The sequence below is a fragment of the Microbacterium sp. ZW T5_56 genome (genome assembly GCF_044987425.1).
Taxonomy (GTDB): Bacteria; Actinomycetota; Actinomycetes; order Actinomycetales; family Microbacteriaceae; genus Microbacterium.
In genome coordinates, this window is sequence record NZ_JBJDRI010000018.1 from 50,809 (window position 1) to 76,341 (window position 25,533).

Annotated in this window: 22 protein-coding genes; 8 read left to right on the forward strand and 14 right to left on the reverse strand. The window is 67.8% G+C overall.

The window, feature by feature from the left end; translation table 11 throughout:
* Positions 1-15 precede the first annotated feature (15 nt).
* From ACI3KU_RS10505 to ACI3KU_RS10515, 3 genes are read left to right on the forward strand one after another with little or no spacing between them, the layout of a single operon-like run.
* Positions 16-366, forward strand: coding sequence for a metallopeptidase family protein (locus ACI3KU_RS10505; RefSeq protein ID WP_404922260.1), 351 nt, complete (start codon positions 16-18; stop codon positions 364-366).
* A complete protein-coding gene (gene clpS / locus ACI3KU_RS10510) occupies positions 363-668 on the forward strand; it encodes an ATP-dependent Clp protease adapter ClpS (protein ID WP_404922261.1) in 306 nt (101 codons plus the stop codon). The genes ACI3KU_RS10505 and clpS overlap by 4 nt, the downstream gene beginning before the upstream one ends.
* Positions 665-1,144 carry a DUF2017 family protein gene (locus ACI3KU_RS10515; RefSeq protein ID WP_404922262.1) on the forward strand — a complete coding sequence of 160 codons (480 nt, stop codon included), beginning with the start codon at positions 665-667 and terminating at the stop codon, positions 1,142-1,144. The genes clpS and ACI3KU_RS10515 overlap by 4 nt, the downstream gene beginning before the upstream one ends.
* Positions 1,145-1,190: 46 nt before the next feature.
* On the opposite strand, the gene ACI3KU_RS10520 is transcribed toward ACI3KU_RS10515, so the two are convergent.
* From ACI3KU_RS10520 to gatC, 6 genes are all read right to left on the reverse strand, one after another.
* Positions 1,191-1,781 (reverse strand): hypothetical protein, encoded by a 591-nt coding sequence (locus ACI3KU_RS10520; RefSeq protein WP_404922263.1) that lies wholly within the window; start codon positions 1,779-1,781, stop codon positions 1,191-1,193.
* Positions 1,765-2,085 carry a hypothetical protein gene (locus tag ACI3KU_RS10525; protein ID WP_404922264.1) on the reverse strand — a complete coding sequence of 107 codons (321 nt, stop codon included), beginning with the start codon at positions 2,083-2,085 and terminating at the stop codon, positions 1,765-1,767. The genes ACI3KU_RS10520 and ACI3KU_RS10525 overlap by 17 nt, the downstream gene beginning before the upstream one ends.
* Positions 2,086-2,255: 170 nt before the next feature.
* Positions 2,256-3,509 (reverse strand): DNA polymerase IV, encoded by a 1,254-nt coding sequence (locus ACI3KU_RS10530; protein ID WP_404922265.1) that lies wholly within the window; start codon positions 3,507-3,509, stop codon positions 2,256-2,258.
* A 96-nt stretch (positions 3,510-3,605) separates the two neighbouring features.
* Positions 3,606-5,120 (reverse strand): Asp-tRNA(Asn)/Glu-tRNA(Gln) amidotransferase subunit GatB, encoded by a 1,515-nt coding sequence (gatB, locus tag ACI3KU_RS10535; protein WP_404922266.1) that lies wholly within the window; start codon positions 5,118-5,120, stop codon positions 3,606-3,608.
* On the reverse strand, positions 5,120-6,655 hold the full coding sequence (gene gatA / locus ACI3KU_RS10540; RefSeq protein ID WP_404922267.1) for an Asp-tRNA(Asn)/Glu-tRNA(Gln) amidotransferase subunit GatA: 1,536 nt from the start codon (positions 6,653-6,655) through the stop codon (positions 5,120-5,122). Before gatA ends, gatB begins: the two co-directional genes overlap by 1 nt.
* Positions 6,652-6,951 carry an Asp-tRNA(Asn)/Glu-tRNA(Gln) amidotransferase subunit GatC gene (gatC, locus tag ACI3KU_RS10545; RefSeq protein ID WP_404922268.1) on the reverse strand — a complete coding sequence of 100 codons (300 nt, stop codon included), beginning with the start codon at positions 6,949-6,951 and terminating at the stop codon, positions 6,652-6,654. Before gatC ends, gatA begins: the two co-directional genes overlap by 4 nt.
* Positions 6,952-7,077: 126 nt before the next feature.
* Here gatC and ACI3KU_RS10550 point away from each other — a divergent pair, with 126 nt between their 5' ends.
* On the forward strand, positions 7,078-8,778 hold the full coding sequence (locus tag ACI3KU_RS10550; protein WP_404922269.1) for a long-chain-fatty-acid--CoA ligase: 1,701 nt from the start codon (positions 7,078-7,080) through the stop codon (positions 8,776-8,778).
* Between the two features lie 55 nt (positions 8,779-8,833).
* Here the strand turns inward: ACI3KU_RS10550 and ligA are convergent, their stop codons facing one another.
* Genes ligA through ACI3KU_RS10565 form a run of 3 tightly spaced genes read right to left on the reverse strand, consistent with a single transcriptional unit; the run spans position 8,834 to position 13,515 of the window.
* On the reverse strand, positions 8,834-11,185 hold the full coding sequence (gene ligA / locus ACI3KU_RS10555; RefSeq protein ID WP_404922270.1) for an NAD-dependent DNA ligase LigA: 2,352 nt from the start codon (positions 11,183-11,185) through the stop codon (positions 8,834-8,836).
* A 59-nt stretch (positions 11,186-11,244) separates the two neighbouring features.
* A complete protein-coding gene (gene mnmA / locus ACI3KU_RS10560; RefSeq protein ID WP_404922271.1) occupies positions 11,245-12,339 on the reverse strand; it encodes a tRNA 2-thiouridine(34) synthase MnmA in 1,095 nt (364 codons plus the stop codon).
* A gap of 9 nt (positions 12,340-12,348) precedes the next feature.
* Positions 12,349-13,515: a cysteine desulfurase family protein gene (locus ACI3KU_RS10565; protein WP_404922272.1), complete on the reverse strand. Its 1,167-nt coding sequence runs from the start codon at positions 13,513-13,515 to the stop codon at positions 12,349-12,351.
* Between the two features lie 126 nt (positions 13,516-13,641).
* Between ACI3KU_RS10565 and glgX the strand changes: the two genes are divergently transcribed.
* From glgX to glgB, 3 genes are read left to right on the forward strand one after another with little or no spacing between them, the layout of a single operon-like run.
* Positions 13,642-15,843, forward strand: coding sequence for a glycogen debranching protein GlgX (gene glgX / locus ACI3KU_RS10570; RefSeq protein ID WP_404922273.1), 2,202 nt, complete (start codon positions 13,642-13,644; stop codon positions 15,841-15,843).
* Positions 15,844-15,881: 38 nt separating this feature from the next.
* Positions 15,882-17,963, forward strand: a complete 2,082-nt coding sequence (locus ACI3KU_RS10575) for an alpha-1,4-glucan--maltose-1-phosphate maltosyltransferase (RefSeq protein WP_404922274.1) — start codon at positions 15,882-15,884, stop codon at positions 17,961-17,963.
* A 1-nt stretch (position 17,964) separates the two neighbouring features.
* Positions 17,965-20,100 (forward strand): 1,4-alpha-glucan branching protein GlgB, encoded by a 2,136-nt coding sequence (gene glgB, locus ACI3KU_RS10580; RefSeq protein ID WP_404922275.1) that lies wholly within the window; start codon positions 17,965-17,967, stop codon positions 20,098-20,100.
* Between the two features lie 51 nt (positions 20,101-20,151).
* Here the strand turns inward: glgB and ACI3KU_RS10585 are convergent, their stop codons facing one another.
* Positions 20,152-21,081, reverse strand: a complete 930-nt coding sequence (locus ACI3KU_RS10585; RefSeq protein WP_404922276.1) for a co-chaperone YbbN — start codon at positions 21,079-21,081, stop codon at positions 20,152-20,154.
* Positions 21,078-22,922 carry a glycosyl transferase gene (locus ACI3KU_RS10590; protein WP_404922277.1) on the reverse strand — a complete coding sequence of 615 codons (1,845 nt, stop codon included), beginning with the start codon at positions 22,920-22,922 and terminating at the stop codon, positions 21,078-21,080. The genes ACI3KU_RS10585 and ACI3KU_RS10590 overlap by 4 nt, the downstream gene beginning before the upstream one ends.
* Before the next feature lie 163 nt (positions 22,923-23,085).
* Between ACI3KU_RS10590 and ACI3KU_RS10595 the strand changes: the two genes are divergently transcribed.
* Positions 23,086-24,138, forward strand: coding sequence for an AI-2E family transporter (locus tag ACI3KU_RS10595; RefSeq protein ID WP_404922278.1), 1,053 nt, complete (start codon positions 23,086-23,088; stop codon positions 24,136-24,138).
* 12 nt (positions 24,139-24,150) lie between these two features.
* Here the strand turns inward: ACI3KU_RS10595 and ACI3KU_RS10600 are convergent, their stop codons facing one another.
* The 3 genes from ACI3KU_RS10600 to ACI3KU_RS10610 all read right to left on the reverse strand — a co-directional run.
* Positions 24,151-24,861 carry an alpha/beta hydrolase gene (locus tag ACI3KU_RS10600; protein ID WP_404922279.1) on the reverse strand — a complete coding sequence of 237 codons (711 nt, stop codon included), beginning with the start codon at positions 24,859-24,861 and terminating at the stop codon, positions 24,151-24,153.
* On the reverse strand, positions 24,861-25,148 hold the full coding sequence (locus tag ACI3KU_RS10605; RefSeq protein WP_404922280.1) for a hypothetical protein: 288 nt from the start codon (positions 25,146-25,148) through the stop codon (positions 24,861-24,863). Before ACI3KU_RS10605 ends, ACI3KU_RS10600 begins: the two co-directional genes overlap by 1 nt.
* 12 nt (positions 25,149-25,160) lie before the next feature.
* Positions 25,161-25,533: transglycosylase SLT domain-containing protein (locus tag ACI3KU_RS10610; RefSeq protein WP_404922281.1), on the reverse strand; the 373-nt coding region annotated here is incomplete at its 5' end.

A 25,533-nucleotide genomic window follows, 5' to 3' on the forward strand; every position in this document is an offset into this window, starting at 1 on the left:
GGGTACGCTCGAAGGATGATTGACCTCGACGCAGCGGCGTTTGAAGCGCTCGTCATCGAAGAACTCGATCTGCTCCCCGATGACATGATCGACGGGCTCGACAACGTGGTGTTCGTCGTTGAAGATCGCCCCGAGGACGGTTCGCTCGACCTCCTCGGACTGTACGACGGGCTCGCACTCACGGAACGCGACCGTTACGGCATGGGTGACCTCCCCGATCGCATCATCGTCTACCGCGAACCACATCTGCACGTGGTCGAATCGCTTGACGACCTGCGCGATGAAATCCACACCACGCTCGTCCACGAGATCGCTCACTTCTACGGCATCGACGACGAACGCCTGCATGAACTGGGGTGGGCATGACTCCGCTCGCTGTTCCCGACATCGCGCAGGAGCGCGACTACCGGCTGGACGAAGCCGCCGCCCCGAACCGACCGTGGCAGACCGTGGTGTGGGATGATCCCGTGAACCTGATGAGCTACGTGGTTCGCGTGTTTCGGGACTACTTCGGCTTCAGCCCCGAAAAGGCCAACGCCCTGATGCTCCACGTCCATAACGACGGTCACGCCGTCGTGGCGGAAGGAGCCAGAGAGCAGATGGAACTGCACGCACAGGCGATGCACGACTACGGGCTGTGGGCGACCGTGCGGCAGGCCCCGCAGTGACCGGCGGCCGATTCATCCTCTCGGCGCAGGAACGGGCGGTGCTCTCCGACCTGCTGTCCCAGTTCACCGAGGTGCTTGAGCAGGGTTCAGCCGCGAGCGATCCCGCGCTCGCGAGGCTGGCGCCGAGCGTATACCCGGACGACGACGAGTCCAGCCGCGAGTTCCGCCGACTCACGGAGGCTGACAGCATCGCCCGACGACAGGCGGATGCCGCCGTGATCGCGGATGCCCTCGCGCGTGCGGACCACGTTTCGGGGCAGCACCCCGCCGTGATCCCACTCGACGAGGAGACCGCGCCCGCGTGGATGCGTGGGCTCGCGGCGCTCCGGCTCGTCTTGGCCTCCCGCCTCGGCATCGCCGTCGGCGGTCCTGAACACGAGACAGTCATCTCGGAGCCTGACCCGAACAATCCGGTGGTGGGAATCTACGAGTGGCTCGGGTACCAGCTGGAGCAGGTCGTCGTCGTCAGTTCGTGAGCGTCGCGGCGGCGTATGTCGAACGACCGGGCCGAGTCCGCCAAAGCTACGGAAGCGAGATCACGAGATCTGCGCGTGTCTGCGGATCATGGCGGCGAATGTGCTCGTGCTCCTGCGCGGCCCACCGATCCCAGTACGGGCGGTACGCGTCGCCGTCGCGGCTCAGCGCGCGCTCTCGTCGCGTCCCCGCGGGAGCTTCCAGCCAGACGGTCACGTCCGCGAGCGGCGCGGACTCCGCTCGCAGAATGCCGCACCCTTCGACGATCAGGCCACGACCGTGTGGCGCCGCGGAGTAGCCGGCGGGGCGACTCCGCACCCAGTCCCACCCGCTCACCCGCCCGTCGCGCCCGTCGGCGCGGGGCATCAGGATGTCACGAATCACCGCCTGAGCGCCGGCTTCCAGCCCGTCCCACCCCGGATAGACAGCATCGAGCGGCAGCACAACAGGTTCCGGACCCGGCCAGGCATCGGCCAGCCGACGCGACAGGCTGCTCTTGCCCGCACCGCTGCGTCCGTCGATCAGGATCGTGGATCGTAACCGATCCCCCACGACCGCCATCACGGACGCGACCGCGTCACGCAGCGCGTGATCGAGCGGGTCTGCTGCCTCGGCGGCGATGTCAGCGCTTGAGCGCACGAATGATGCGCGCAAGAGAGCGCCCGGCCACCCAGACGAACGGGATGCCCACCACGAGCAGCGAGATCAGGTTCGCCTCGAAGCGGATGTCATCGCCGCGCCGAATGTAGGCGCCGACGGGAAGCGAGACACCGCCGCCACCGCCGCCCGAGCCCTTGCCCTCTTCCTCGCCCGCGCCGAAGCCGCTCCAGGTGGCGGCAACCGGGATGACACGAACGCCATCGACGTCCTGCTGCTCTCCGTAGACGCTGGTGACGCCCGCGGAGGCCGTCAGCTTGCCGAGTTCCAGTGCGAGGTTGGGCATGCGTCCACCGTACCCCGCGGCTGGCCGCACCGCATCCGTCGGCGCGGACTGCACAGCCTCCGAGCGTCTCACCTGGGGCCAAGCCAGATGGCAATCCGCGCGCTGCACCCACGCGCAGCAGTCATCGATGCCTGCTCGCGCTGATTCATCCTCATCGCGCTCATTCATCCTCATCCCTCGTCGAGGCTTCGAGCCTTCGGCTCCGCGTAGCGATCGTGTCGCCCCAGTGCCGATGCCCGGGTGAGCGCGCCGCTGCCGAAACGGGCTGTGGCGCCGTCCAGCGCCGTGTCGACGGCACGCCAGTCCGCATCGTCATCCCACAGGCCCATTCCTCCCCCGCCCGCCGGCTGCAGTCGTTCGGCGCGGACGCCGATCAGCCGAACGGGTTCTCGCGCGTCGATGGAGGCGAACAGCTCGCAGGCGGCCTCCCCGATGCGGCGTCCGACGTCGGTGGGCTCGGCGAGGGTCTGGGATCGGCTCAGCGTGGTGAAGTCCTCGAAACGGACTTTCACGGCCACGGTTCGCGCTTCGAAGGATCCGGCGCGCAGGCGCGCGGCCACGCGATCTGCGAGGCGGCGGAACTCGCTGCGCAGCAGCGAATGGTCGGTGACGTCCTGCTCGAACGTCTCCTCGTGACCGATGCTCTTCTCCACGCGCTCTGTCGACACGGGCCGCGCGTCGATCCCGTGCGCCAGTCGCCAGACCTGCTCCCCCATCGCCTGACCGAGTGCTCGCACGAGCTGGTGCTCCGTGCCGGCGCGGATGTCGGCCACGGTGCGAATGCCGCGAGAGGAGAGCGTCTCGGCAGCCTTCGGTCCGACACCCCAGATGGCGCTCACCGGGCGCGGAGCGAGAAACTGATCGGTTGCCCAGTCCGGCACCACGAGAAGTCCGTCGGGCTTAGCCACCGTGGACGCCATCTTCGCGACGTGTTTCGTCGCGGCAACGCCGATGCTGCAGGTGATTCCCGCTTCGCGCTCCACACGCGCGCGAAGCTTCTCGGCGATCTCCCGTGGTGAGCCCCACAGCCGACGAGCACCACGCACGTCCAGGAACGCCTCGTCAATCGACAGCGGCTCCACCAGCGGGGTGACGTCCCGAAACATCGCCATGACCTGACGCGAGACCTCGACGAACCGGTGAAAATCCGGCGACACGACGATGGCTGACGGGCACAGCCGGAGAGCCTGGCTGACGGGCATCGCAGCTCGAATGCCGAACCGACGCGCCTCATAGGACGCGCTGGACACGACCGAGCGCCCCTCGGGAGCACCGATGATCAGGGGCTTGCCCGCCAGAGAAGGATCGTCGAGCACGGCGACGGACGCGTAGAAGGCATCCATGTCGACATGGAGGATGCCGGCACCGGTGTCGTCGGCACCGGGACCCGAGACCATGCGTCCGCTGCCATCACCTCGACCCATGTCTCCATCTTCCCCCGAGCCACCGACATTCGGTTCCGCCCGGGAGCAGCGATGCCGGGCTCGTCGATGAGACGAGCCCGGCATCGTGACGAGAGGTCAGATCTGACCCGCACGCTCCAGCACGAGCTCACGCACGCGCGCGGCGTCGGCCTGGCCCTTCATGGCCTTCATGACAGCACCGATGACAGCACCAGCAGCCTGCACCTTCCCGTCCCGGATCTTCTCCAGCACGTCCGGCTGCGAGATCAGCGCGTCGTCGATGGCCGCGATCAGCGCTCCGTCGTCCGAGACGACCGCGAGGCCGCGCGCATCGACGACGGCCTGCGGATCGCCCTCGCCGGCGATGACGCCTTCAAGCACCTGGCGCGCCAGCTTGTCGGTCAGCGTGCCGGCGTCCACCAGCTGCTGCAGGGCCGCCACGTGCTCGGGCGACACCAGATCGGCGGCCTCCCGCTCCGAGGCGTTGGCGACACGGGTGATCTCGCCGGTCCACCACTTGCGTGCGGCAGCCGGTGCGGCACCAGCGGCGATCGTCGCCGCCACCTGGTCGAGCAGGCCGCCATTGTTGACGTCCTGGAACTCGAGGTCGGTGAAGCCCCACTCCGCCTTCAGGCGGCGACGACGCGCGACCGGAGCCTCGGGCAGAGCGGCGCGGAGTCGTTCGATCAGCTCGGTGGCGGGCTGCACAGGAACGAGATCCGGCTCCGGGAAGTAGCGGTAGTCATCGGCGTCGGACTTGGGGCGTCCGGCCGACGTCTGACCGGTGTCCTCGTGCCAGTGGCGCGTCTCCTGAGTGATGGTCCCGCCGTCGGCGAGAATCGCAGCCTGCCGCTGGATCTCGTAACGGACAGCACGCTCGACCGACCGCATCGAGTTGACGTTCTTCGTCTCGGTGCGGGTGCCGAGCTTCTCCTGCCCGCGCGGGCGCAGGGAGACGTTCGCATCACAGCGCAGGTTTCCACGCTCCATGCGCGCCTCGGAGATGCCGAGTGCCTTCGCGATATCGCGAATGGTGGAGACATACGCCTTGGCGTACTCGGGGGCGCGGTGCTCGGCACCGAAGATCGGCTTGGTGACGATCTCCACCAGCGGGACGCCCGCCCGGTTATAGTCCACCAGCGAGTATTCGGCCCCCTGGATGCGACCGGCGGACCCGCCGACGTGCGTGAGCTTGCCGGCATCCTCCTCCATGTGCGCGCGCTCGATCGGGATCGTCACGAGCGTGCCGTCTTCGAGTTCGATCTCCACGGATCCTTCGAAGGCGATCGGCTCGTCGTACTGCGAGATCTGGTAGTTCTTGCCGAGGTCGGGATAGAAGTAGTTCTTCCGAGCGAACCGGCTCGACGGGGCGATCGAGCAGCCGAGCGCCAGACCGAGGCTGATCGAGGACTCGATCGCCTGCGCGTTCACCACCGGCATCGACCCCGGAAGCCCCATGTCCACCGGGGCGACCAACGTGTTCGGGCCGGCGTCGTGGTTGTCCGGGTGCGCGGGGTTCGGCGCGGACGAGAACATCTTCGTCCGCGTGTTGAGCTCGACGTGCACCTCGAAGCCGAGCACCGGCTCGAACAGCTCCAGAGCCTTGTCGAAGTCCATCAGCTTGTCGGCCATCAGCGTGCCTCGCCTTCGTGAGTGATCTCGCCCGGCAGTCGCGGTGCGCGCTCCAGCAGCGGGCCGCCCCACTGGTCCACCAGCAGCGTCTCCAGCGCCGCACCCACACGGTACAGGCGCGCGTCCTCGCGGGCGGGAGCCAGGAACTGGATGCCCACCGGCAGCCCGTCATCGGACGCGAGTCCGGACGGCAGGGTGATCCCAGGAACACCCGCCAGGTTGGCGGGAATCGTGGTGACGTCGTTCAGATACATCTGCAGCGGGTCGCCGATGCGCTCCCCCAGCTTGAACGCCGTGGTCGGTGCCGCCGGAGTCGCGATGACGTCGACCTTCTCGAACGCGTGATCGAAGTCGCGCTGGATGAGCGTGCGCACCTTCTGAGCGCTGCCGTAGTACGCGTCGTAGTACCCCGCGGACAGCGCGTATGTGCCGAGGATGATGCGGCGCTTGACCTCTTCGCCGAAGCCGGCCTCGCGCGTCGCAGCCATGACATCCTCGACGGTCGCGCCGCCGTCCGGCGTGACGCGCAGGCCGAAACGCACGGAGTCGAACTTCGCCAGGTTGCTTGATGCCTCCGCCGGGAGGATCAGGTAGTACGCGGCGACGCCGTACTCGAAGTGCGGGGCACTGATCTCCACGATCTCTGCGCCCTGCGCCTCCATCGTCGCCAGCGCCGCACGGAACGACTCGGCGACGCCCGGCTGGAACCCGCTGTCTGGCAGCTCGGTGATGACACCGATCTTCAGGCCCTTGAGCACATCGCCCCGAGCACCCTCGCGTGCGGCGGCGGCGAACGAGGGCCACTGCTCTGCCAGCGATGTGGCGTCGTTGAGGTCGTGACCGCCGATGATGTCCTGCAGCAGTGCCGAGTCGAGCACCGTGCGGGCGACGGGGCCGACCTGGTCGAGGCTGGAGGCCAGCGCGATCGCGCCGTAGCGGCTGACGGCACCGTACGTCGGCTTCATCCCGACGGTTCCGGTGACGTGCGCCGGCTGACGGATGGATCCACCCGTGTCGGAGCCGAGTGCCAGCGGTGCTTCAAAGGCCGCAACCGCGGCGGCCGAGCCACCGCCAGAGCCGCCCGGAATCCGGTCGAGATCCCACGGGTTGTGCGTCGGGCCATAGGCCGAGTGCTCCGTGGAGGAGCCCATGGCGAACTCGTCCATGTTGGTCTTGCCGATGGCGATCAGACCGGCCGCACGCGCACGCGCGACAACGGTGGCGTCGTAGGGCGACATGTAGCCCTCGAGGATCTTGGACCCGGAGGTCGAGGGCATGTCGGTGGTCACCAGCACGTCCTTGACGGCCAGCGGGACGCCCGCCAGCTCCGGAAGCTCCTCACCAGCGGCCCGGCGCTGGTCGATGTCGGCCGCGTAGCGCTCGGCGTGCTCGTTGACATGCAGGAACGCGTGCACATCGCCGTCGACGGCAGTGATGCGGTCGAGATGGGCGCGGGTGGCCTCCACGGCGGACACCTCGCCGGCGCGCAGCTGCGCCGCCAGATCGGCGGCGGAAAGGCGGATGATGTCGCTCACTGCTCTTCTCCCAAGATCGCGGTCACGCGGAAGCGGTCATCATCGGAGTCCGGCGCATTCTGCAGGACCTCCGCGACCGACAGCGGCTGCTGCGGCTCGTCGGGACGAAAGACGTTGGCGAGCGGGATCGGGTGGCTCGTCGCGGGTACGTCGGGGGTTGCGACCTCCGACACCTTGGCGATGTTGTCGACGATCGCGCCGAGCTGACCGGTCAGTCGCTCGACCTCCTCGTCGGAGAGCTGGATCCGCGCGAGCACGCCGAGATGACGGACGAGTTCGGGGGTGATTTCAGACACCCGCCCAGTCTAGTTGCATCGCTCGACGCTCTCCGATGGAAGGTCACAGCCGGGTGTCGGACACGGGACGAGCACCGCGCCGCGATGCGCGCCGGACGAGTCGGGTCGCGGTCGTAGGCTGAGCGGGTGACCACTTACGACCCGCCTCGCCCCTGGATCGCCAGCTATGCCGCCGGTGTTCCCGAGGACCTCGAACCCGTCTCCGGCTCTCTCGTCGACATCGTCATCGCATCGGAGCGTGACTACCCGCAGGCACCCGCGCTGGAGTTCTTCGGACGCGAGACCACTTACGCCCAGCTCCTCGAGCAGATCGAGCGCGCAGCGCAGGGCCTCCGCGACCAGGGCGTGCGCGCCGGGGACACCGTGGCGATCATCCTACCGAACTGCCCGCAGCACATCGTCGCCTTCTACGCGGTGTTGCGCCTCGGCGCTGTGGCGGTCGAGCACAATCCGCTGTACACCCCGCGGGAGCTGCGCAAACAGTTCGAGGATCATGGGGCCAAGCACGCCATCGTGTGGAACAAGGTCGTGGCAGACGTCCAGGACTTCCCCCAGGATCTCGCCGTGTCCACGCTGATCTCCGTGGATGTGACCCGGGCGATGCCAGCCGCCATGCGCCTCGCGCTTCGACTGCCGATCGCGAAGGCTCGCGAGTCACGCGATGCGCTGTACGCGCCGGTGCGCGGGACGGTCCCGTGGGAGAAGATCGTGTCGGCGGGGCGGCTCCCGGGAAGCTGGGCGCAGCCCGCCACCGATGACCTGGCGATCATCCAGTACACCAGCGGCACCACGGGCACTCCGAAGGGCGCGGCACTCACGCACCGCAACCTGCTCTCGAACGCGGCGCAGGCGCGCGCCTGGGTGCCGTCGATCACGCGCGGAAACGGCTGCGTCGTGTACGCCGTGCTACCGATGTTCCACGCGTACGGACTCACCCTCTGTCTGACGTTCGCCATGTCGATGGGAGCACGGCTCGTCCTGTTTCCGAAGTTCGATCCCGACCTGGTGCTCGATGTCATGAAGAAGCATCCGGCGACCTTCCTCCCCCTGGTCCCGCCCATCGCGGAGCGGCTGCTGGCGCGATCCATCGAGAAGGGGATCTCGATCCAGGGCACCGAGGTGGCGATCTCCGGCGCGATGGCGCTGCGTCACGAGCTGGTGGTGCCGTTCGAAGCGGCATCCGGCGGCTTCCTGGTCGAGGGCTACGGGCTCAGCGAGTGTTCGCCGGTGCTGATGGCCAATCCGGTCGCCGCGAACCGCGTTGCCGGCACGGTCGGACTTCCCCTCCCGGGCACCGAGTGCCGGGTGGTGGATCCGGAGAACCCGACGCAGGACGTCCCCGCCGGTTCCGAGGGCGAGCTCGTGGTGCGCGGGCCGCAGGTGTTCTCGGGCTACTACGGCAAGCCGGAGGAGACCGAGGCGGCGTTCGTGGACGGGTGGTATCGCACCGGCGACATCGTGACCGTGGACGACGGTGGCTTCGTCCGCATCGTCGACCGCATCAAGGAACTGATCATCACGGGCGGGTTCAACGTCGCACCGACCGAGGTCGAGAATGCGCTCCGCCAGCACGAGGATGTCGAGGACGCCGCCGTCGTGGGCCTGCCGAGCGATCACTCCGGTGAGGAGGTCGTCGCAGCCATCGTGCTCCGACCGGGCGCTTCCGTGGATGTCGAGGCCATCCGCGAATACGCCCGGGGCGTGCTCACGCCCTATAAGGTGCCGCGCCGCGTGTTCGTCGTGGACGAGCTGCCGAAGTCGATGATTGGAAAGGTGCTCCGCCGCCAGGTGAAGCAGCAGATCCTCAGTCTGACGAACGGAAGCTGAGTCTGATCCAGCGTTCGCGGGAGAGTCCACGGTACTCCCGCGAACCTCGGCTCGATCAGGCGGGCGGGAGGGCGTCCGGCCCCTCGGTGACGAGAATGTGGAACTGGGCGGCGTCGAGGATGCGGATGCCCAGTTCCTCGGCCTTCGCCAGCTTCGACCCGGCACCGGGCCCAGCCGCGACGAAGTCGGTCTTCTTCGAGACGCTGGATGCTGCCTTCCCGCCCGCGCGAAGGATCGCCTCCTGAGCGCCCTCGCGGGAGTAGCCCTCGAGGGAGCCGGTGGCCACGACCGTGAGACCGTCCAAGACGCCGCCCTCCGCCACGGCCGCGCCGGGTCCGGGATGACCCGGGATGAACAGCTGCGCGCCCGCTGCTTCCCAGCGGGCGACGATCTCCTGGTGCCAGTCCACCTCGAACCAGTCCAGGAGCGAGTCGGCGATGATCCCGCCGACTCCTTCGACGGCCGCAAGCTCGTCGCGTGACGCCGCACGGATCGCTGCGAGCGATCCGAACCACTGCGCCAGCGCCCGCGCGGCCACGGGCCCGACGTGGCGGATGTTGAGCGCGACCAGGAAACGCCAGAAGTCTTTGGTCTTCGCCTTCTCCAGCTCGGCGAGGAGCTTGATCGCCTGTGCCCCGGGCTCGACCAGCGGGAAGTTCTTCGTCACTCCGGCGGCCCGTCGCTCGGCCGCAGTGGCGTTCTCGAACCCGGGCGGATACACGCGCGTGACCTTCTGGAACGGTGCGCGAACGACGGGCTCGCCGTTCTCGTCGGTCTTGAGTTCGCCCGTCTCCGCGTCGCGAACGTCGACGACGATCGGCACGAGCTGCTGGAGCGTGAGGTCGAACAGCCCGGCCTCCGTGTCGAGCACAGGGCGCTCCGGGTGGCGCGGCTGCGTGAGGGCTGCCGCCGTCACCTCGCCGAGGACCTCGATGTCGAGTCCGCCACGCGAGCCGATGTGTTCAACGCGCCCACGTACCTGCGCGGGACACGAGCGGGTGTTGACGCATCGCAGATCGATGTCGCCCTCCTTGGCCGGCAGCAGCGCCGATCCGCATTCGGGGCAGGAACCGGGCATGACGAACTCGCGCTCCGTCCCGTCCCGCAGCTCCACCACCGGGCCGAGCACCTCCGGGATGACATCGCCCGCCTTGCGCAGCACCACGGTGTCGCCGATGAGGACGCCCTTGGCCTTCACCACGTCCTGGTTGTGCAGGGTCGCGAAGCTGACCGTGGAACCCGCGACGAACACCGGCTCCATCACCGCGTACGGGGTGGCGCGACCCGTCCGCCCCACACCGATCGCGATGTTGAGGAGCTTCGTGCGCACTTCCTCCGGAGGATACTTGTACGCGATCGCCCAGCGCGGCGCGCGGGACGTGGCTCCCAGCTCGTCGTGCAGCGCGAGGTCATCCACCTTGACGACGATGCCGTCGAGTTCGTGAGCAACGTCGTGACGGTGCTCGCCGTAGTGGGCGACGAACTCCAGAACGGCGTCGATGTCGTCCAGCACACGCGGGTACGGGCTCGTGGGCAGACCCCACGCGCTGAGCAGCTCGTAGACCTCGCTCTGGGATGACACCGGCGGGTTCTGCCACGCTCCGATGCCGTGCACGAACAGACGCAGCGACGCCAGGCGCGCTTCGCCGGCGGCGAGCTCCATCCCGTCCTTCTTGTCGAGTTGCTGACGAAGGCCTCCGCTGGCGGCGTTGCGCGGGTTGGCGAACGCCGGGAAGCGGCGCTGCGCACTCTTCTCCGCCTTCTCCTGGCCGGCCCGCGGCGCCATGTCGGCGATGACCTGGGTCCGCATGCGCGCCTGCAGCGCGTTCAGCTCCTCGAACTCGGCGACCGGGATGAAGACCTCGCCGCGTACTTCGACGAGCGCCGGATGACCGGTTCCGGCAAGTCGTGCCGGAATCCCCGCAACGCGGAGGGCGTTGACCGTGACGTCTTCGCCGACGCGTCCGTCGCCGCGCGTGGCGGCAGAGGTGAGCACGCCATTCTCGTAGCGCAGCGAGATGGCCAGACCGTCGATCTTGAGCTCGGTGAGCCAGCGCACCGGAGCTCCTGCGGCCAGCGCCGTCTTGGCGCACCAGTCGCGCAGCTCCTCGGGTGAGAAGACGTTGTCGAGACTGAGCATCCGCTCGGCATGGGTGATCGGCGCGAGCATGCTGCCCTCGGCCGCGCCGACGCTGAGGGTGGGCGAATCCTGCCCCTGCACCTCGGGGAACGCGGCCTCGATCGCTTCGAGCGCGTGCATCCACGCGTCGTAGGTGGCATCGTCCACCGGCGAGGAATCCGCGCCGTAGTACGCGTCGCGCGCGTCGATGATGAAGGTGGTGAGGCGCTCCGCCTCCGCTCGCGCCTCATCGAGAGTACGGGGTGTCACATCTGCAGTGCCGGTCACGCATCCAGCGTATTCGGTGCCTCCGACATCGGCACGAACGCGTTCACCGCGCGTGCCGATCAGCCGACCGGAACCGCCGACTCGGTGCGATCGATCGTGAACTGACCGATCACGCGCGTGCCGTCGTAGAGCACCGCGGTCTGCCCCGGTGCCACGCCATCCAGCGGATCGATCGGAGTGACGGTCAGCCCGGACTCCTCCCACACGGCATGGGCGGGAACGGGGTCGGCATGCGCGCGGATCTGCACGTCGCAGGCGAACTCACCCTCGACCGGCTCGGCTCCCGCCCAGCTCAGCCGCGCACCCGAGATCCGTCCGATCGCAAGCGCCTCCTTGGGGCCCACCACGACGGTGTTGGACACCGGGCGGACCTCGAGGACGAACCGCGGCTTGCCGTCCGCCGCGGGTACGCCGAGGTGAAGCCCGCGACGCTGGCCCACGGTGTACGCGTGCGCGCCCTCGTGCGATCCGACGACGTGCCCCTCGCGATCCACGATGTCGCCGGTGGCCGTGCCGACCTTGTCGGCGAGCCAGCCACGAGTGTCGCCGTCGGGGATGAAGCAGATGTCATGACTGTCCGGCTTGGACGCGACAAGCAGGCCACGCTCGGCGGCCTCGGCGCGCACCACGGCCTTGGAGGGCGTCTCCCCCAGCGGGAAGTAGGTGTGAGCAAGCTGCTCGGCGGTCAGAACGCCGAGAACATAGGACTGGTCCTTCGCGTCGTCAGCGGCGCGATGCAGCTCCAGTCCGCGGTCCCCGTCGCGCAGGCTGGCGTAATGTCCGGTGCACACGGCATCGAACCCGAGCTCGATCGCCCGCTCCAGCAGCGCAGCGAACTTGATCTTCTCGTTGCAGCGCATGCAGGGGTTGGGGGTGCGACCGGCCTGATACTCCGAGATGAAATCGGCGATCACATCGTCGCGGAAGCGCTCCGAGAAGTCCCAGACATAGAACGGGATGCCGAGCTTGTCGGCGACCCGACGTGCGTCCATCGCGTCCTCAATGGTGCAGCATCCCCGGCTGCCGGTGCGCAGCGTGCCACCCGCACGTGACAGCGCCAGGTGCACTCCCACGACCTCGTGCCCGGCCTCGACCGCTCGCGCTGCAGCCACCGCCGAGTCGACGCCACCGCTCATCGCCGCCAGAATTCGCATGTCACCAGTCTACGAGCGCCGCGCGGCACCGGTCGCTGCAGCGTAAGCAGACGCGATGTTCGCCACGACGGCATCGACATCGTCATCGGTGCTCGTGCGGCCCAGGCTGAAGCGCAGCACGCTGCGCGCGTCCCGCTCGTCACGGCCCATCGCCCTCACCACGTGCGAGGGCTCGGCGATTCCCGCCGTACATGCGGATCCCGTCGACACGGCGATCCCGGCACGATCCAGGAGGTACAGCAGCGACTCCCCCGACGCCCCTGGGAACAGCACGTGCAGGTTGCCCGGCAGGCGCATCTCCGACCCGAGCACCTGAGCCTCTGGCACCGCGGAGAGGATGCCGGCGCGCAGTCGATCACGGAGCGCGGCCTCGTGCGCCGCCTCGATCTCCCGATCAGCCGCCATCGCCTCGGCGGCTGCGGCGAAGGCCACCGCGCCCGCAACGTCCTGCGTCCCTGCACGGAGGTCACGCTGAGCCGCCCCGCCGTGATGCAGCGCGGCGAGTCGAGCCGATCGCGACACCACGAGGGCTCCCGTCGCCGGCGGGCCGCCGATCTTGTGCGCCGACACGCTCAGCGCGACGACTCCCGCGCCCCGCTCGCCCCGCACCTGCGCGAACGACAGCGGCAGATGCCCGAAGGCAGCGACGGCGTCCAGGTGCAAGGGAACCCCGGCGGTCTGCGCTGCGGCACCGAGCTCCATGACAGGGTTCACCGTCCCCACCTCGTTGTTGGCCCACAGTGCCGTGGCGACCACGATGTCGGGACCGAGCGCGGCCGCGAAAGCTGTGGGCTCGATGCGCCCCTCAGAGCTCAGCGCCACAGGACGCACCCGCGCACCCTGTGCCGCCCTCAACCACTCGACGCTGTCCATCGTGGCGTGATGCTCGCCGTCGGGCAGCACGATGACGTCGCGATCCGTCTCGCGTGACCACCAGGCGCCTTTGAGTGCCAGGTTGATCGACTCGGTCCCACCCGAGGTGAAGACCACCTCGATCGGATCCGCATCCAGCACCCGTGCCACCGCCTCACGCGCGTCCTCCAGGACGCGTCGGGCGTGCTGACCCGCGCCATGGATGGACGACGGATTCGCCAACTCCCCCACCGCAGCGATCCAGGCGTCGCGGGCCTCGGCTCGCATCGGGGTGGCCGCGGCGTGATCCAGGTAAACGCTCACTCCCCCACTCTCCCACGCGCACATGCGCTCGAGGCCGACGCGAATGTATGACCCATATGGCATGGACGAGGCGCGGCGGTGGAGGAATGAATGCGCGCCGCGGCAATCTCGCCGTACGCTGGAGGGATGGACAGCTCCGACCCGACGCAGCCGCCCGCGTTCCTTGACGCCGCCCTGGACGGGCTGGGCGTCCACCTGGCGGATGGCACCGCCACGATTCGCGTGCACTCCCACGATGCCACCGCGGTGGAACTTCTCGTCTTCAACGACGACGATCTCGACTGGGTGACCGATACGGTCCCCCTCATGCGCGGCGACGGTGACGTGTGGAGCGCCACCACCGAACTCCTGCACGTCGGCAGCCCGTACATGCTGCGCGCATCCGGACCTGCGGATTCGCGCTTCGACAGCGAGCGCATGCTGATCGACCCGTACTCGCGCGGGCTGATCCCCGGCGACGGCTACGAGGACTTCCGCAGCGTCGTGATCGATGAGACCTTCGACTGGGGCGATATCGCAAAGCCCGCGGTCCCGCTGGATGAGACGATCATCTACGAGGGCCATCTCAAGGGCCTGAGCAAGCGTCACCCCGATGTTCCGCCGGCGCTGCACGGCACCTACGCGGGTCTCGCTCATCCGGCGATGATCGAGCACTTCCGATCGATCGGCATCACCGCCGTGGAACTGCTGCCCATTCACGCATTCAGCTCCGAGCCGCGTCTGCTGAACCTCGGTCTGTCGAACTACTGGGGCTACAACACCGTCTCGTTCTTCACACCGCATGCCGCCTACGCGACGGCCGATGCTCGTCGCGCGGGTCCCGCCGCTGTCCTGCGTGAGTTCAAGGGCATGGTCAAGCTCCTGCATCAGGCCGGCATCGAGGTCATCCTCGATGTGGTCTACAACCACACCTCGGAGGAGGGACCCGGCGGCCCGACCACCAGTCTTCGCGGTCTTGACGACGCCACGTACTACCGCCAGAGCGCCGATGGCTCGTACATCGACACCACCGGCTGCGGAAACACGCTGAACACCTCGGAGGCCGCGTCGGCTCGTCTCGTGCTGGACTCGCTGCGCTACTGGGCGCAAGAGGTCGGCGTCGACGGCTTCCGCTTCGATCTGGCCACTTCTCTCGGCCGCGACGCCGGCCACGAGTTCACGCCGGAGCACCCGCTCCTGCAGGCGATCCGCACCGATCCCGCACTCGCCGAAGTGAAGATCATCGCCGAACCGTGGGACGTCGGCATGGGCGGCTGGCAGACCGGCAACTTCGGTCCGGGCTGGCAGGAGTGGAACGACCGCTATCGCGACCGGGTACGCAACTTCTGGCTGAGCGATATCGACTACGCACGCCGTGCCGGAATCGCCCCCACGGGCATCGGCGGATTCGCGACGCGCTTGGCGGGCTCCTCCAACACGTTCTCCCTCGAGCGCGGACCGCTCGCGAGCGTCAACTTCGTGACCGCACACGACGGATTCACCATGCGCGACCTGGTCTCGTACGGCACCAAGCACAACCTCGCCAACGGCGAACACAATCGCGACGGAGCCGATCAGAACCGATCCTTCAACCATGGTGCCGAGGGACCAACCGACGACGCAGCCATCCGCGCGACCCGGCGCAAGGCCATCCGCAATCTGTTCGGCACCCTGCTGCTCTCCGCCGGCACGCCGATGATCACGGCGGGCGACGAGACCGGACGCACGCAGCACGGCAACAACAACGCCTACTGCCAGGATTCCCCGATGACCTGGCTGAGCTGGCAGCACGAACCGTGGCAGCACGACCTCCGCGCGCATGTCTCGGCGCTGACTCGCATCCGGCGTGAGAACCCCGCGCTGCGCCCGAGCCGGTACGCGGTGCTCGGCGAGCATGTCGAGGGCGCCAGCGAGATGGAGTGGTTCGACGAGAACGGCGAGACCATGTCAGCGGACCGCTGGCAGAACGCCGGGCACCGTACGCTGCAGTACTTCGCGGCCGAGACCTTGCACGACGGCGATCCTCGCAACAAGATCCTGCTCATGATCCACGGAAACGAGTCGCCGATCGTGGTGCGGCTGCCGCGTATCCCCGGCGTGACCCGGTACCGCTCGCTGTGGTCCAGCGAGGAGGAGGTCCCGCAGACGGAGCGGCTGACCTACGCGCCCGGCGACACTGTCACCCTCACCAGCACGGCCATGCATCTGTTCGGCGTGGATTCGGACGATGAGAACATCACCGACGAGGCGATCGATGCCGCGGCGCTGGGGGTCGAGACTCCCGACACGCCGGTCACCGATCCTGCGAACGCTGCTGTCACGGGGCAGAAAGACGCCCCAGTGCAATAGTGATGTGACGAGGCCGAGGCGCGCGGTAGGTTGCTCATGTGGCTGCCAAGAACCGCTCTCTCACTCGCCCGTGGCGAAGCAGCCGGCCCGTGCCGGTTCGCTCGCTCCCGCCCGCTGTCTCTCCCGGAGCGGATGCTGATACCCGTTCGGGACGCATTCCGGTTCAGGAAGTGCATCCCCAGGCGCCCGGAGGCTTCGCACCGTCGGCGTACGTCGGCGAAGCAGTTCCGTTCCGGGCGACGGCCTTTCGCGAAGGGCACGATCTGATCGGCGTCCAGCTGCGCCTCTGGTCGCCCAGCGGTGAGGAGTCGCTGCACCGGCTGGCCTCCACCGGTGACGGCCTCGACCACTGGCAGGTCGATGTCGTGCCGCTGGAGCAGGGCAGCTGGCGATTCCGTGTGGAGACCTACGCGGATGAGTGGGCCACGTGGCATCACGCCGCCTCGCTCAAGATCCCGGCCGGCGTCGACGTCGCCGTGATGTGCGAACAAGGTGCGGCGTTGTTCGATCGCGCGCGGTCAGAGAAGAAGCTGCCGACGGGAGTGAAGGCCAAGCTGCAGTCTGCTGCCAAGACGCTGCGTGCCACCGGCACCTCCCCCGAGATCGCACTCGAGGTGGTCGAGGACCCCGACCTCGCCGCGTTCTTCGCCGACTTCCCTGTCCAGTCCTTCGCCACCGCATCGGACGAGCAGACTCTGCTGGTCGAGCGTGAGCTCGCCGGCTCCGGCGCGTGGTACGAGTTCTTCCCGCGCTCTGAGGGTGCGCTCCGCCACGCCGACGGCTCGGTCTCTTCCGGAACCTTCGTGACAGCGATTGATCGCCTTCCCGCGGTCGCCGCCATGGGCTTCCAGGTGCTGTATCTGCCGCCGATCCATCCCATCGGCCGCACCAACCGCAAGGGTCCCAACAACACCCTCGACGCGGGCCCGAACGATCCCGGCTCGCCGTGGGCGATCGGTGCCGCCGAGGGAGGTCATGACACCGTCCACCCGGATCTCGGAACCCTCGAGGACTTCCGCGCCTTCGTGGCCGCCGCCCGCGACCTCGGACTGGAGGTCGCGCTGGATCTCGCACTGCAGGCGAGCCCCGATCACCCCTGGGTCACCTCTCACCCGGAGTGGTTCACGACCCTCCCGGACGGCACGATCGCCTACGCCGAGAACCCGCCGAAGAAGTATCAGGACATCTACCCGGTCAACTTCGACAACGACCCGCTCGGCATCCGTGCCGAGGCGCTGCGCATCGTGGAGCACTGGATCGCGCAGGGCGTGCAGATCTTCCGCGTCGACAACCCGCACACCAAGCCGCTCGCCTTCTGGGAGTGGCTGATCCGCACGGTGAACGCGACCCACCCCGACGTGGTGTTCCTCGCCGAGGCGTTCACACGGCCCGCGATGATGCGCTCGCTGGCCGCCGCCGGTTTCCAGCAGAGCTACTCGTACTTCACCTGGCGCAACACCCGGGCAGAGCTCGAGGAGTTCCTCACCTCGGTGACGCAGGAGACGGCGGATTTCATGCGCCCCAACCTGTTCGTGAACACCCCGGACATCCTGACGGAGTATCTGCAGTTCGGCGGGCGGGCCGCCTACGCCATCCGCGCGATCGTGGCAGCGACCGCCGCTCCGTTGTGGGGCGTGTACGCCGGCTTCGAGCTGTTCGAGAACGTCGCCCGTCCGGGCGCTGAGGAGAACATCGACAACGAGAAGTATGAGATCAAGACCCGCGACTGGGCCGAGGCCGATGCCACCGGACGCACCCTCGCGCCGCTGATCACCCGACTCAACGAGATCCGCGCGGCCCATCCCGCACTGCGGCAGCTTCGCAACTTCCGTATCCACGGCAGCGACGACGATGCGATTCTCGTCTTCAGCAAGCACCTGCCCGCCGAGTTGTCCCCGGACGGCACAGCCGACACGATCATCGTGGTGATCAACGTCGATCCGCACTCCGTGCGGGAGACCACCGTGCACCTCGACACCACCGTCTGGGGCGTGCCGCTCGGCTCGCCCTTCGAGGTGGAGGACCTGCTCTCCGGCGAGGTGTGGGAGTGGACGGACAATGCGTACGTGCGCCTGGACGCATTCACGCGCGCTGCGCACATCCTGCGCGTGAAGGGCTGACATGAGCGAGACGATTCCCACCGACACCCTGCGCGCCGTCGCAGCAGGCTCCTATCACGCGCCGCACGACGTGCTGGGTATCCACCCCGCCGCCGCTGGCGTGGTCGTGCGCACCCGGCGCCCCCTCGCCGTGACGGTCACCGCGAACTTCGCCGATGGCACGGCGCTTCCCCTGACGCACAGAGTGGACGGCGTGTGGGAGGGGTTCGCCGCGGGCGAGCCTCGGCCGTACACGCTGGAGACGGCATACCGGGACGGATCCACCTGGATCGCGGATGACCCCTACCGACACACCCCGACCGTGGGCGAACTCGACCTGCACCTGATCGGCGAGGGCCGGCACGAGGAGCTGTGGCGCGTCCTGGGTGCTCACGTGCGAACGCACGACGCCGTGGACGGCGTCGCCTTCAGCGTGTGGGCGCCGAACGCGCGCAGCGTGCGCGTGGTGGGACCCTTCAACGAGTGGGACGGCCGCAGCCACGCGATGCGCTCGATGGGCAGCAGCGGGGTCTGGGAGCTCTTCGTTCCGGAACTCGGCGAGGGCGCGATCTACAAGTACGAGATTCGCACCGAGCGTGGTGACTGGATCCTCAAGGCCGACCCGATGGCACAGGCCGCAGAGATGCCGCCGGCGACCGCCTCGCGCGTCACCCGTTCGCACTACGTGTGGAACGACGCGGAATGGATCGCGCGTCGCGCTGCCACCGATCCGTCCGTTCATCCGATGTCGGTCTACGAGTTGCACCTCGGATCCTGGCAGCCGGGTCTGTCGTACCGCGACGCCGCCGATCCCCTCATCGAGCATGTGAGCAGCCTCGGATTCACGCACGTCGAGTTCATGCCGCTCTCCGAGCACCCCTTCGGCGGATCGTGGGGCTATCAGGTCTCTGGGTACTACGCGCCGACGAGTCGATTCGGCACGCCGGATGACCTGCGCTACCTGGTCGATCGCCTGCACGGTGCCGGGATCGGCGTGATCATGGACTGGGTGCCCGGTCACTTCCCCAAGGACGCCTTCGCTCTCGGCCGCTTCGACGGTCAGGCCGTGTACGAGCACGCCGATCCGCGGCGCGGCGAGCACAAGGACTGGGGCACGTACATCTTCGACTACGGTCGCAACGAGGTGCGCGGCTTCCTCGTCGCCAACGCGCTGTACTGGCTGGAGGAATTCCACGTCGATGGCCTGCGCGTGGACGCTGTGGCGTCGATGCTCTACCTGGACTACTCGCGTCAGGACGGCGAGTGGGAACCCAACGTGCATGGCGGGCGCGAGAACCTAGAGGCGATCTCATTCCTCCAGGAGGTCAACGCGACAGCGTACAAGCGCAATGCCGGTATCGCGATGATCGCCGAGGAATCCACCAGCTATCCGGGTGTCACGGCCAGCACGGAATCGGGCGGCCTGGGCTTCGGCTTCAAGTGGAACATGGGGTGGATGAACGACTCGCTACAGTACGTGTCGCGCGACCCGCTGTATCGCAGTCACCACCACGGGGAGATCACCTTCTCCTTCCACTACGCCTTCAGCGAGCAGTACGTGCTGCCCATCAGCCACGACGAGGTCGTGCACGGTAAGGGCACGCTGCTCAGCCGGATGCCGGGCGATCACGCGGCGAAGCTGGCCGGTGCCCGCGCCTTCCTCGGTTACATGTGGGCACACCCGGGCAAGCAACTGCTGTTCATGGGGCAGGAGTTCGGTCAGCTCTCGGAATGGAGCGAGGGGCGGGGCCTGGACTGGTGGATGCTGGATCAGCCCAGCCATCGTCAGCTGCAGTCGTTCGTGGGTGCCCTGAATCACACCTACCGCGCGCAGCCGGCATTGTGGCAGCGCGATCGTGATGGGGCGGCGTTCTCCCTGCTGGGCGCACCCGCGTGGAACACGAACATCGTCGCGTTCGATCGTGTCGATGCGAAGGGACGCCACGTGGTCTCCGTGACCAACTTCTCGGGCTCTGTGGTGGCGAACCTGCCGTTCATCCTGCCGAAGCCCGGGGTCTGGCACGAGGTGCTCAACTCCGATGCCGCAGAGTTCGGGGGCAGCGGCGTCGGCAACTTCGGCAGCATCACCGCTGACGACTCAGGTCTCACCAACGTCACCGTTCCGTCTCTGGGCACCATCTGGTTCGCCCACGAGTGAATGAGGAAGGAGCACCCGATCCCGGGTGCTCCTTCTCGTTCAAGCGGCAGGTCAGAACAGCAGCGACGACAGACGCCCGCGAGCACGCGTGACACGGGGATCGGCGTCGCCGACCAGACCGAACAGCTCCAAGAGCCGCTCGCGCACCGGGGTCCGCTCATCCGCGGGGAGCGCGCCGAACAACTCGAGCAGTCGGTCGAAGGCGTCTTCGACGTGCCCGCCCGCGAGATCCAGGTCGGCCACAGCGAGCTGAGCGTCGATGTCCGTCGGTGCTGCGGCAGCCGCAGCCCGGACAGCCTGCAGGTCGGCGTCCTGCACTCGCTGCAGAAGCTTCACCTGGCCGAGCCCGGCACGAGCATCCTCGTCACGCGGGTTCTCCGCCAGCGCCGCCTCATACGCGATCGCCGCTCGCGCGTAGTCGCCGGCTTCGATCGCGTCATAGGCCTCGGCATGCAGCGGCGGCAGCGGCTTCTCGGCGGGGGCGGCGGCTTCAACGTCGGCGCCGTCGCCGACGCCCGCCTCGATTGTGCCGGTCACGCCATTCTGCGCAGCCACCTGCAGAAGCTGAGCGAACACCTCACGCACCTGCTGGTCATCGGCCGCACCGTTGAACATGGGCAGCGGCTGACCGGCGATCACGGCCACCACGAACGGCACCGACTGCGCGCCGAATGCCCGCACGATTCCAGGGTTCGCATCGGCGTCGACATTGCCGAGCACCACACGACCGGCCAGGGCGCGAACGACGGCCTCCAGGGTCGCCGTCAGCTGCTGGCTGGCTTCGCTGCGCGCAGACCAGAGGTTCACCACCACCGGAACCGAGCGGGACAGATCGAGGATCTGCTGGAACTCGGCTTCGGTCACGGTCGAGACCAGCTCGGCCGCTCCCTGTGCTGCCGCAGTCTGCTCGGGGCTCGGACGGTTGCGGAGAGAGGACAGATCGACAGCGCCACGCAGCACGGCGCCGGGGGCATCGCTCACGGGAGAACCTCAGCCTTCAGGATGTCGCTGGAGAATCCCAGCAGTCGGATCTTCTCCCCCGACGACTGGCCGGGGACGAAGAAGAACAGTTGGTCAGAGTAGGTGGTCTGGAAGCCCGTCTGCGACTGGGTCACGCCGGTGAGCGCCGTCACGCGAGGGTTACCGTCCAGCTTGATCACCGCGTCCGCGACCGAGGGCTTCGAGGTCTCCGTCTCCTCGACGTTGACCGCGACGATGGCGCCGTTGTCGACCGTCATCAAGGCCACCGGTGCCGATGCACCGGCGCGAGCGGCGAACTGGAGCGTTCCGGTCTGGCCCTCCGCCGTCGCGTTGAACGTGTCGAGCTGCTGCTGGCGTCCGGTCGTGATCTTCGGCAGGAACGTATCCACATCCAGATCGAAGTTCGACGCGAACTCGCTGGTTGCTCCCTTGTCGAGCACATCGGCGTACGCACCGGCGACCTGGTCCGGTGCCATCACGAGCAGCGACGAATCCGGACGCACGAGGTTGGCGCCGAGCTCGGCTGGTGCGAGGTTCGGGGTCTGGGCCGACGCTTCGAGCTGTGCCAGGTAGGACACCTTGTACGGGCTCCAGGCGTCGGTCTGGGTCGCGATGAGGATGCGCGGTGCGACCGTCGTGTCGGCCTCGTCCTGCCACACGGCCAAGATGGTCCGGGGCCAGCCGCTCTTCGCCTCCGGGACGATGATCTGATACGGCTTCGACGGGACGGCCGTCAGTGCAGGGATGTCAGGCAGCGTCGAGCGCAGCGTGTAGTTCGTCGCTCGTGCGGACAGCACCGCATCGGACAGCCGTGTGGACGCGACATCGATGCTGAGCGAGCTGTCGGCTGCGGCCGCGGTGGTCGCGATGCGGTCGAGGATCTTCTCCGCCTGCTGCTCGGTGACGGAGGGCTTCTCCTGGTCTTCGGGAACGATGACCGTAGGAGTCGGGCTCGGCGTGGCCGTGGGCTCGTCGAACTTCGGCCACGCGTCGGCCGTGCATCCGCTGAGCAGTGCGCCGGAGACGACGAGCGCGGGAATCGCGATGAGGGACCTTCGCCCGCCACGCTTCTTGGCGCTCGAGCTGATCACACCCTTCTCGGCCGCATCCAACTCTCCGACGCTGATCGGCTGCGTCTCCGGCAGAGGCGGAACTCCGCGCCGGCGAGGACCGCGCGATCGGCGCATGTGACGGATGCCGAGCACGTACAGCAGGATGCCCACGATGAGCGCGATGCCGCCGAGCACCACCAGCGGGCCCGCCCACGGCGTGGAATTGTCGATCGCCCAGGACAGGGCGATATCGCTGGGGGCCGGATTCTGGCCGTCGGTGGCAATCAGCACCGCCATGGCATCCGGGAGTCGCATCTTGCGGATCATGGAGCCGGTGTCCGTCGTGAACTCGTCGGTCCACAGGTCCGATCCCACCGGGCTAGCGGAGTTGGGGGTGATCAAGCCCGCGGTGGTAGCCGCGTCGATCCCCTTCTGCACCGTCTCGTCGACGGCCGGGGCCTCCTCCGTGGGCGCGACCACGGTCGAGCTGATCGTTCCGTCCTTGGCGAGCGTCACGTGGTTGTAGGAGCTGTCGGCGAGCCAGGCTGCGACGTCCTCCTTGACGGCGATGGCACCGAAGATGTCCCCGCTGCCATCGACCTTCAGCGTCTGCACGCCCGGCAGCTTGTTGAAGACTTCGCCATCGATCATCGTGTACGCCTGGTCGGCGGATACGCCGAGTTCAGCACGCTCGGTGTTGGGACCGAGGAACACGGTGCGCTGGGCGATGCCGCCAGCGATGAGAATGGCGGCGATCACGAAGGATGCGACAGCCCAGACAAAACGCACGAAATTTCTCCTCACGTCTCCGTACAGCGCACGGAGCGGATAGACACTCGACCAAACAGACTAGCGAACCTGACTGAAAGTTGTCCTCACAGTGCCGGGTTGCCGGGTCATTCGTCGTCAGCGCACTATGTTGTTCGGGAGCACCCCGACCGGCGAAGGAATCATGAAGCTGCAATACCCGTTCCGCACTGCGCTGGTGGCGACACTCGGCGTCGGCGTCGGCATCGCCCTGATCACCGGAGTCCAGAGCCTCGGTGCGGTGCTTCTCTACGTCGGAACTGCGCTCTTCCTGAGCCTCGGTCTTGATCCGGTGATCTCGTTCCTCGAGCGCCGGCGCGTTCCCCGCTGGGCTGCTGTTCTGATCACCGTGGTGGTGGTTCTGGGGCTCTTCGCCGGCATCGTCGCGATCGTGCTGCCGCTGATCATCAACCAGGTGACGCTGCTCGTCAATCAGGTGATCCGCATCATCACGATGCCCGACCTCATCGGCGAGCTGGAGACGTGGCTGACCGATCTGTTCCCCAACCTCCGGGTGCAGGACGTTCTCGACCAGGCGCAGAAGTGGGCGCTGTCGAGCATCGGCGACTTCGGCTCGCAAGTGGTCAACGTGAGCCTCGGCGCCATCCAGGGGCTGTTCGGCGCGTTTATCGTGTTGATTCTCACGATCTACCTCACGGCATCGACTCCGGCTCTCAAAGCGGCGGTGTACCAGCTGGTCCCCGCCTCGCGCCGTGCGCGATTCACCGACATCGCCGAGCAGATCATCGACTCCGTCGGCTACTACGTCATGGGACAGGTGACGCTGGGCGTCATCAACGGCGTGCTCAGCTTCTTCTTCCTCTCCATCATCAACGCCCCGTTCAGCGCCGTGCTCGCCGTGATGGCGTTCTGCGGATCGCTGATTCCGCTGGTGGGCACGCTGACGAGCTCGGCCATCATCGTGATCGCGTGCTGGCTGATCCCGGATGGTGGATCGGCGACCACCGCCATCATCGCCGCGGTCTACTACCTGATCTACATGCAGATCGAGGCCTATGTGATCTCGCCGCGCATCATGAATCGTGCCGTGTCGGTCCCGGGAGCCGTGGTGGTGATCGCGGCGCTCGCCGGAGGGGCGTTGGGCGGCCTGCTCGGCGCGCTGGTGGCGATCCCGGTGGCCGCGAGCCTGCTGATCATCTACCGCCAGGTGATCATCCCGCGCCAGAACGAACGCTGACCGGCCGAGCGCTCAGCCGTCCCATTCGGTCGGCAAGGGGAGAGCGGACGGATTGACCGCGCCCACGATCTCGGACAGCACGCGGACGGTCTGGTTCTCCCCCACCCACAGGTGGCGTCCTCCGTCGACAGCGATCAGCCGCGCGTCAGGAATGCTTGCGAAGCGCTCGCGCGCTTCCTCGGGCCGCAGGTAGTCGTCGAGTTCGGGCACGAGGATCACCACGCGGCAGTCCTCGTTCGCCCAGGCGGCCACGTCATCGGCCGTGGCTCGATGCAGCGGCGGCGAGAGCAGAATGATGCCTTCGATGTCGTGGTCGCGTCCGTACTTCAGCGCCAGCTCGGTCCCGAACGACCAGCCCACGAGCCAGGGGCGCGGCAACCCGCGCTCGTGCACGAAGTCCATGGCCGCCGCGACATCGGCCTCCTCGCCGATGCCCTCCTCGAAGGTGCCTTCGCTGGTCCCCCGCGGCGATGACGTTCCTCGGGTGTTGAAGCGCAGCACGGCGAGGTCGGCCAGTGCGGGAAGTCGCGCTGCCGCCTTGCGGAGGATGTGGGAGTCCATGAATCCCCCTGCCGTGGGCAGCGGGTGCAACGTGACGAGTGTCGCGACCGGAGTGGTGTCCAGAGGCAGTGCCAGCTCGCCCACCAGGGTCAGACCGTCCTGCGTGCGCAGGGTGATGTCTTCGCGGTGAGCGGGCAGCTCCACCGCGCCTCGGATCTCCATCAGCTGATCCTCCAGCAGTGTGTGTGCCAATGACGACGTGCGCCCAGGTCGGCCGTGTCGCCCAGGACGCCGTCAGCGCGCCAGGCGACCAGATGAGAGACGCCCACGGCGACGATCCGTCCGCAACCGGGACAGGTGTATTCCTTCAGGGCTTGGCGCTCCGAGACGGGCTGCACGTACCACTCCTGGCCGCGACGCAGTTCGGTGCGTTTGAATCCCGCGATCATGCGGGCGAGGGAATCCTCAGCGCGAGAATCCTCCGGTCGACGTCGATTCGATCGGGGCATGGCGAAACAGCGTCACCACCAGTGGTTACTGGTCCAGAAGTTGTACGCGTCGGCCCACGACCCGTACCGACCCACCGCATATCCGTTGGCCCAGGTGAGGTTGGCCACCGGATCGTAACCGCCGCCGGGCACCTTGGAGCACGGCAGCGCCTGAACCAGACCGCAGGCACCCGAACTCGAGTTCGTGGCGTTGGGGTTCCAGCTGCTTTCCTTGCTCACGATGTAGTCGACGTAGCCCCAGTCGCTCTCGGCGATGCCCGCTGCGGCCATCCACTCGGACGGCGAGCCGCCACCGGTGTACTTGGGCACGTCTCCGCCGCTGCTCTTCTTGCCGCCGCCGCTGCCGCTGTCGTCCTTGACGGAAGCGGGCTCCGGGGTGGGGGTG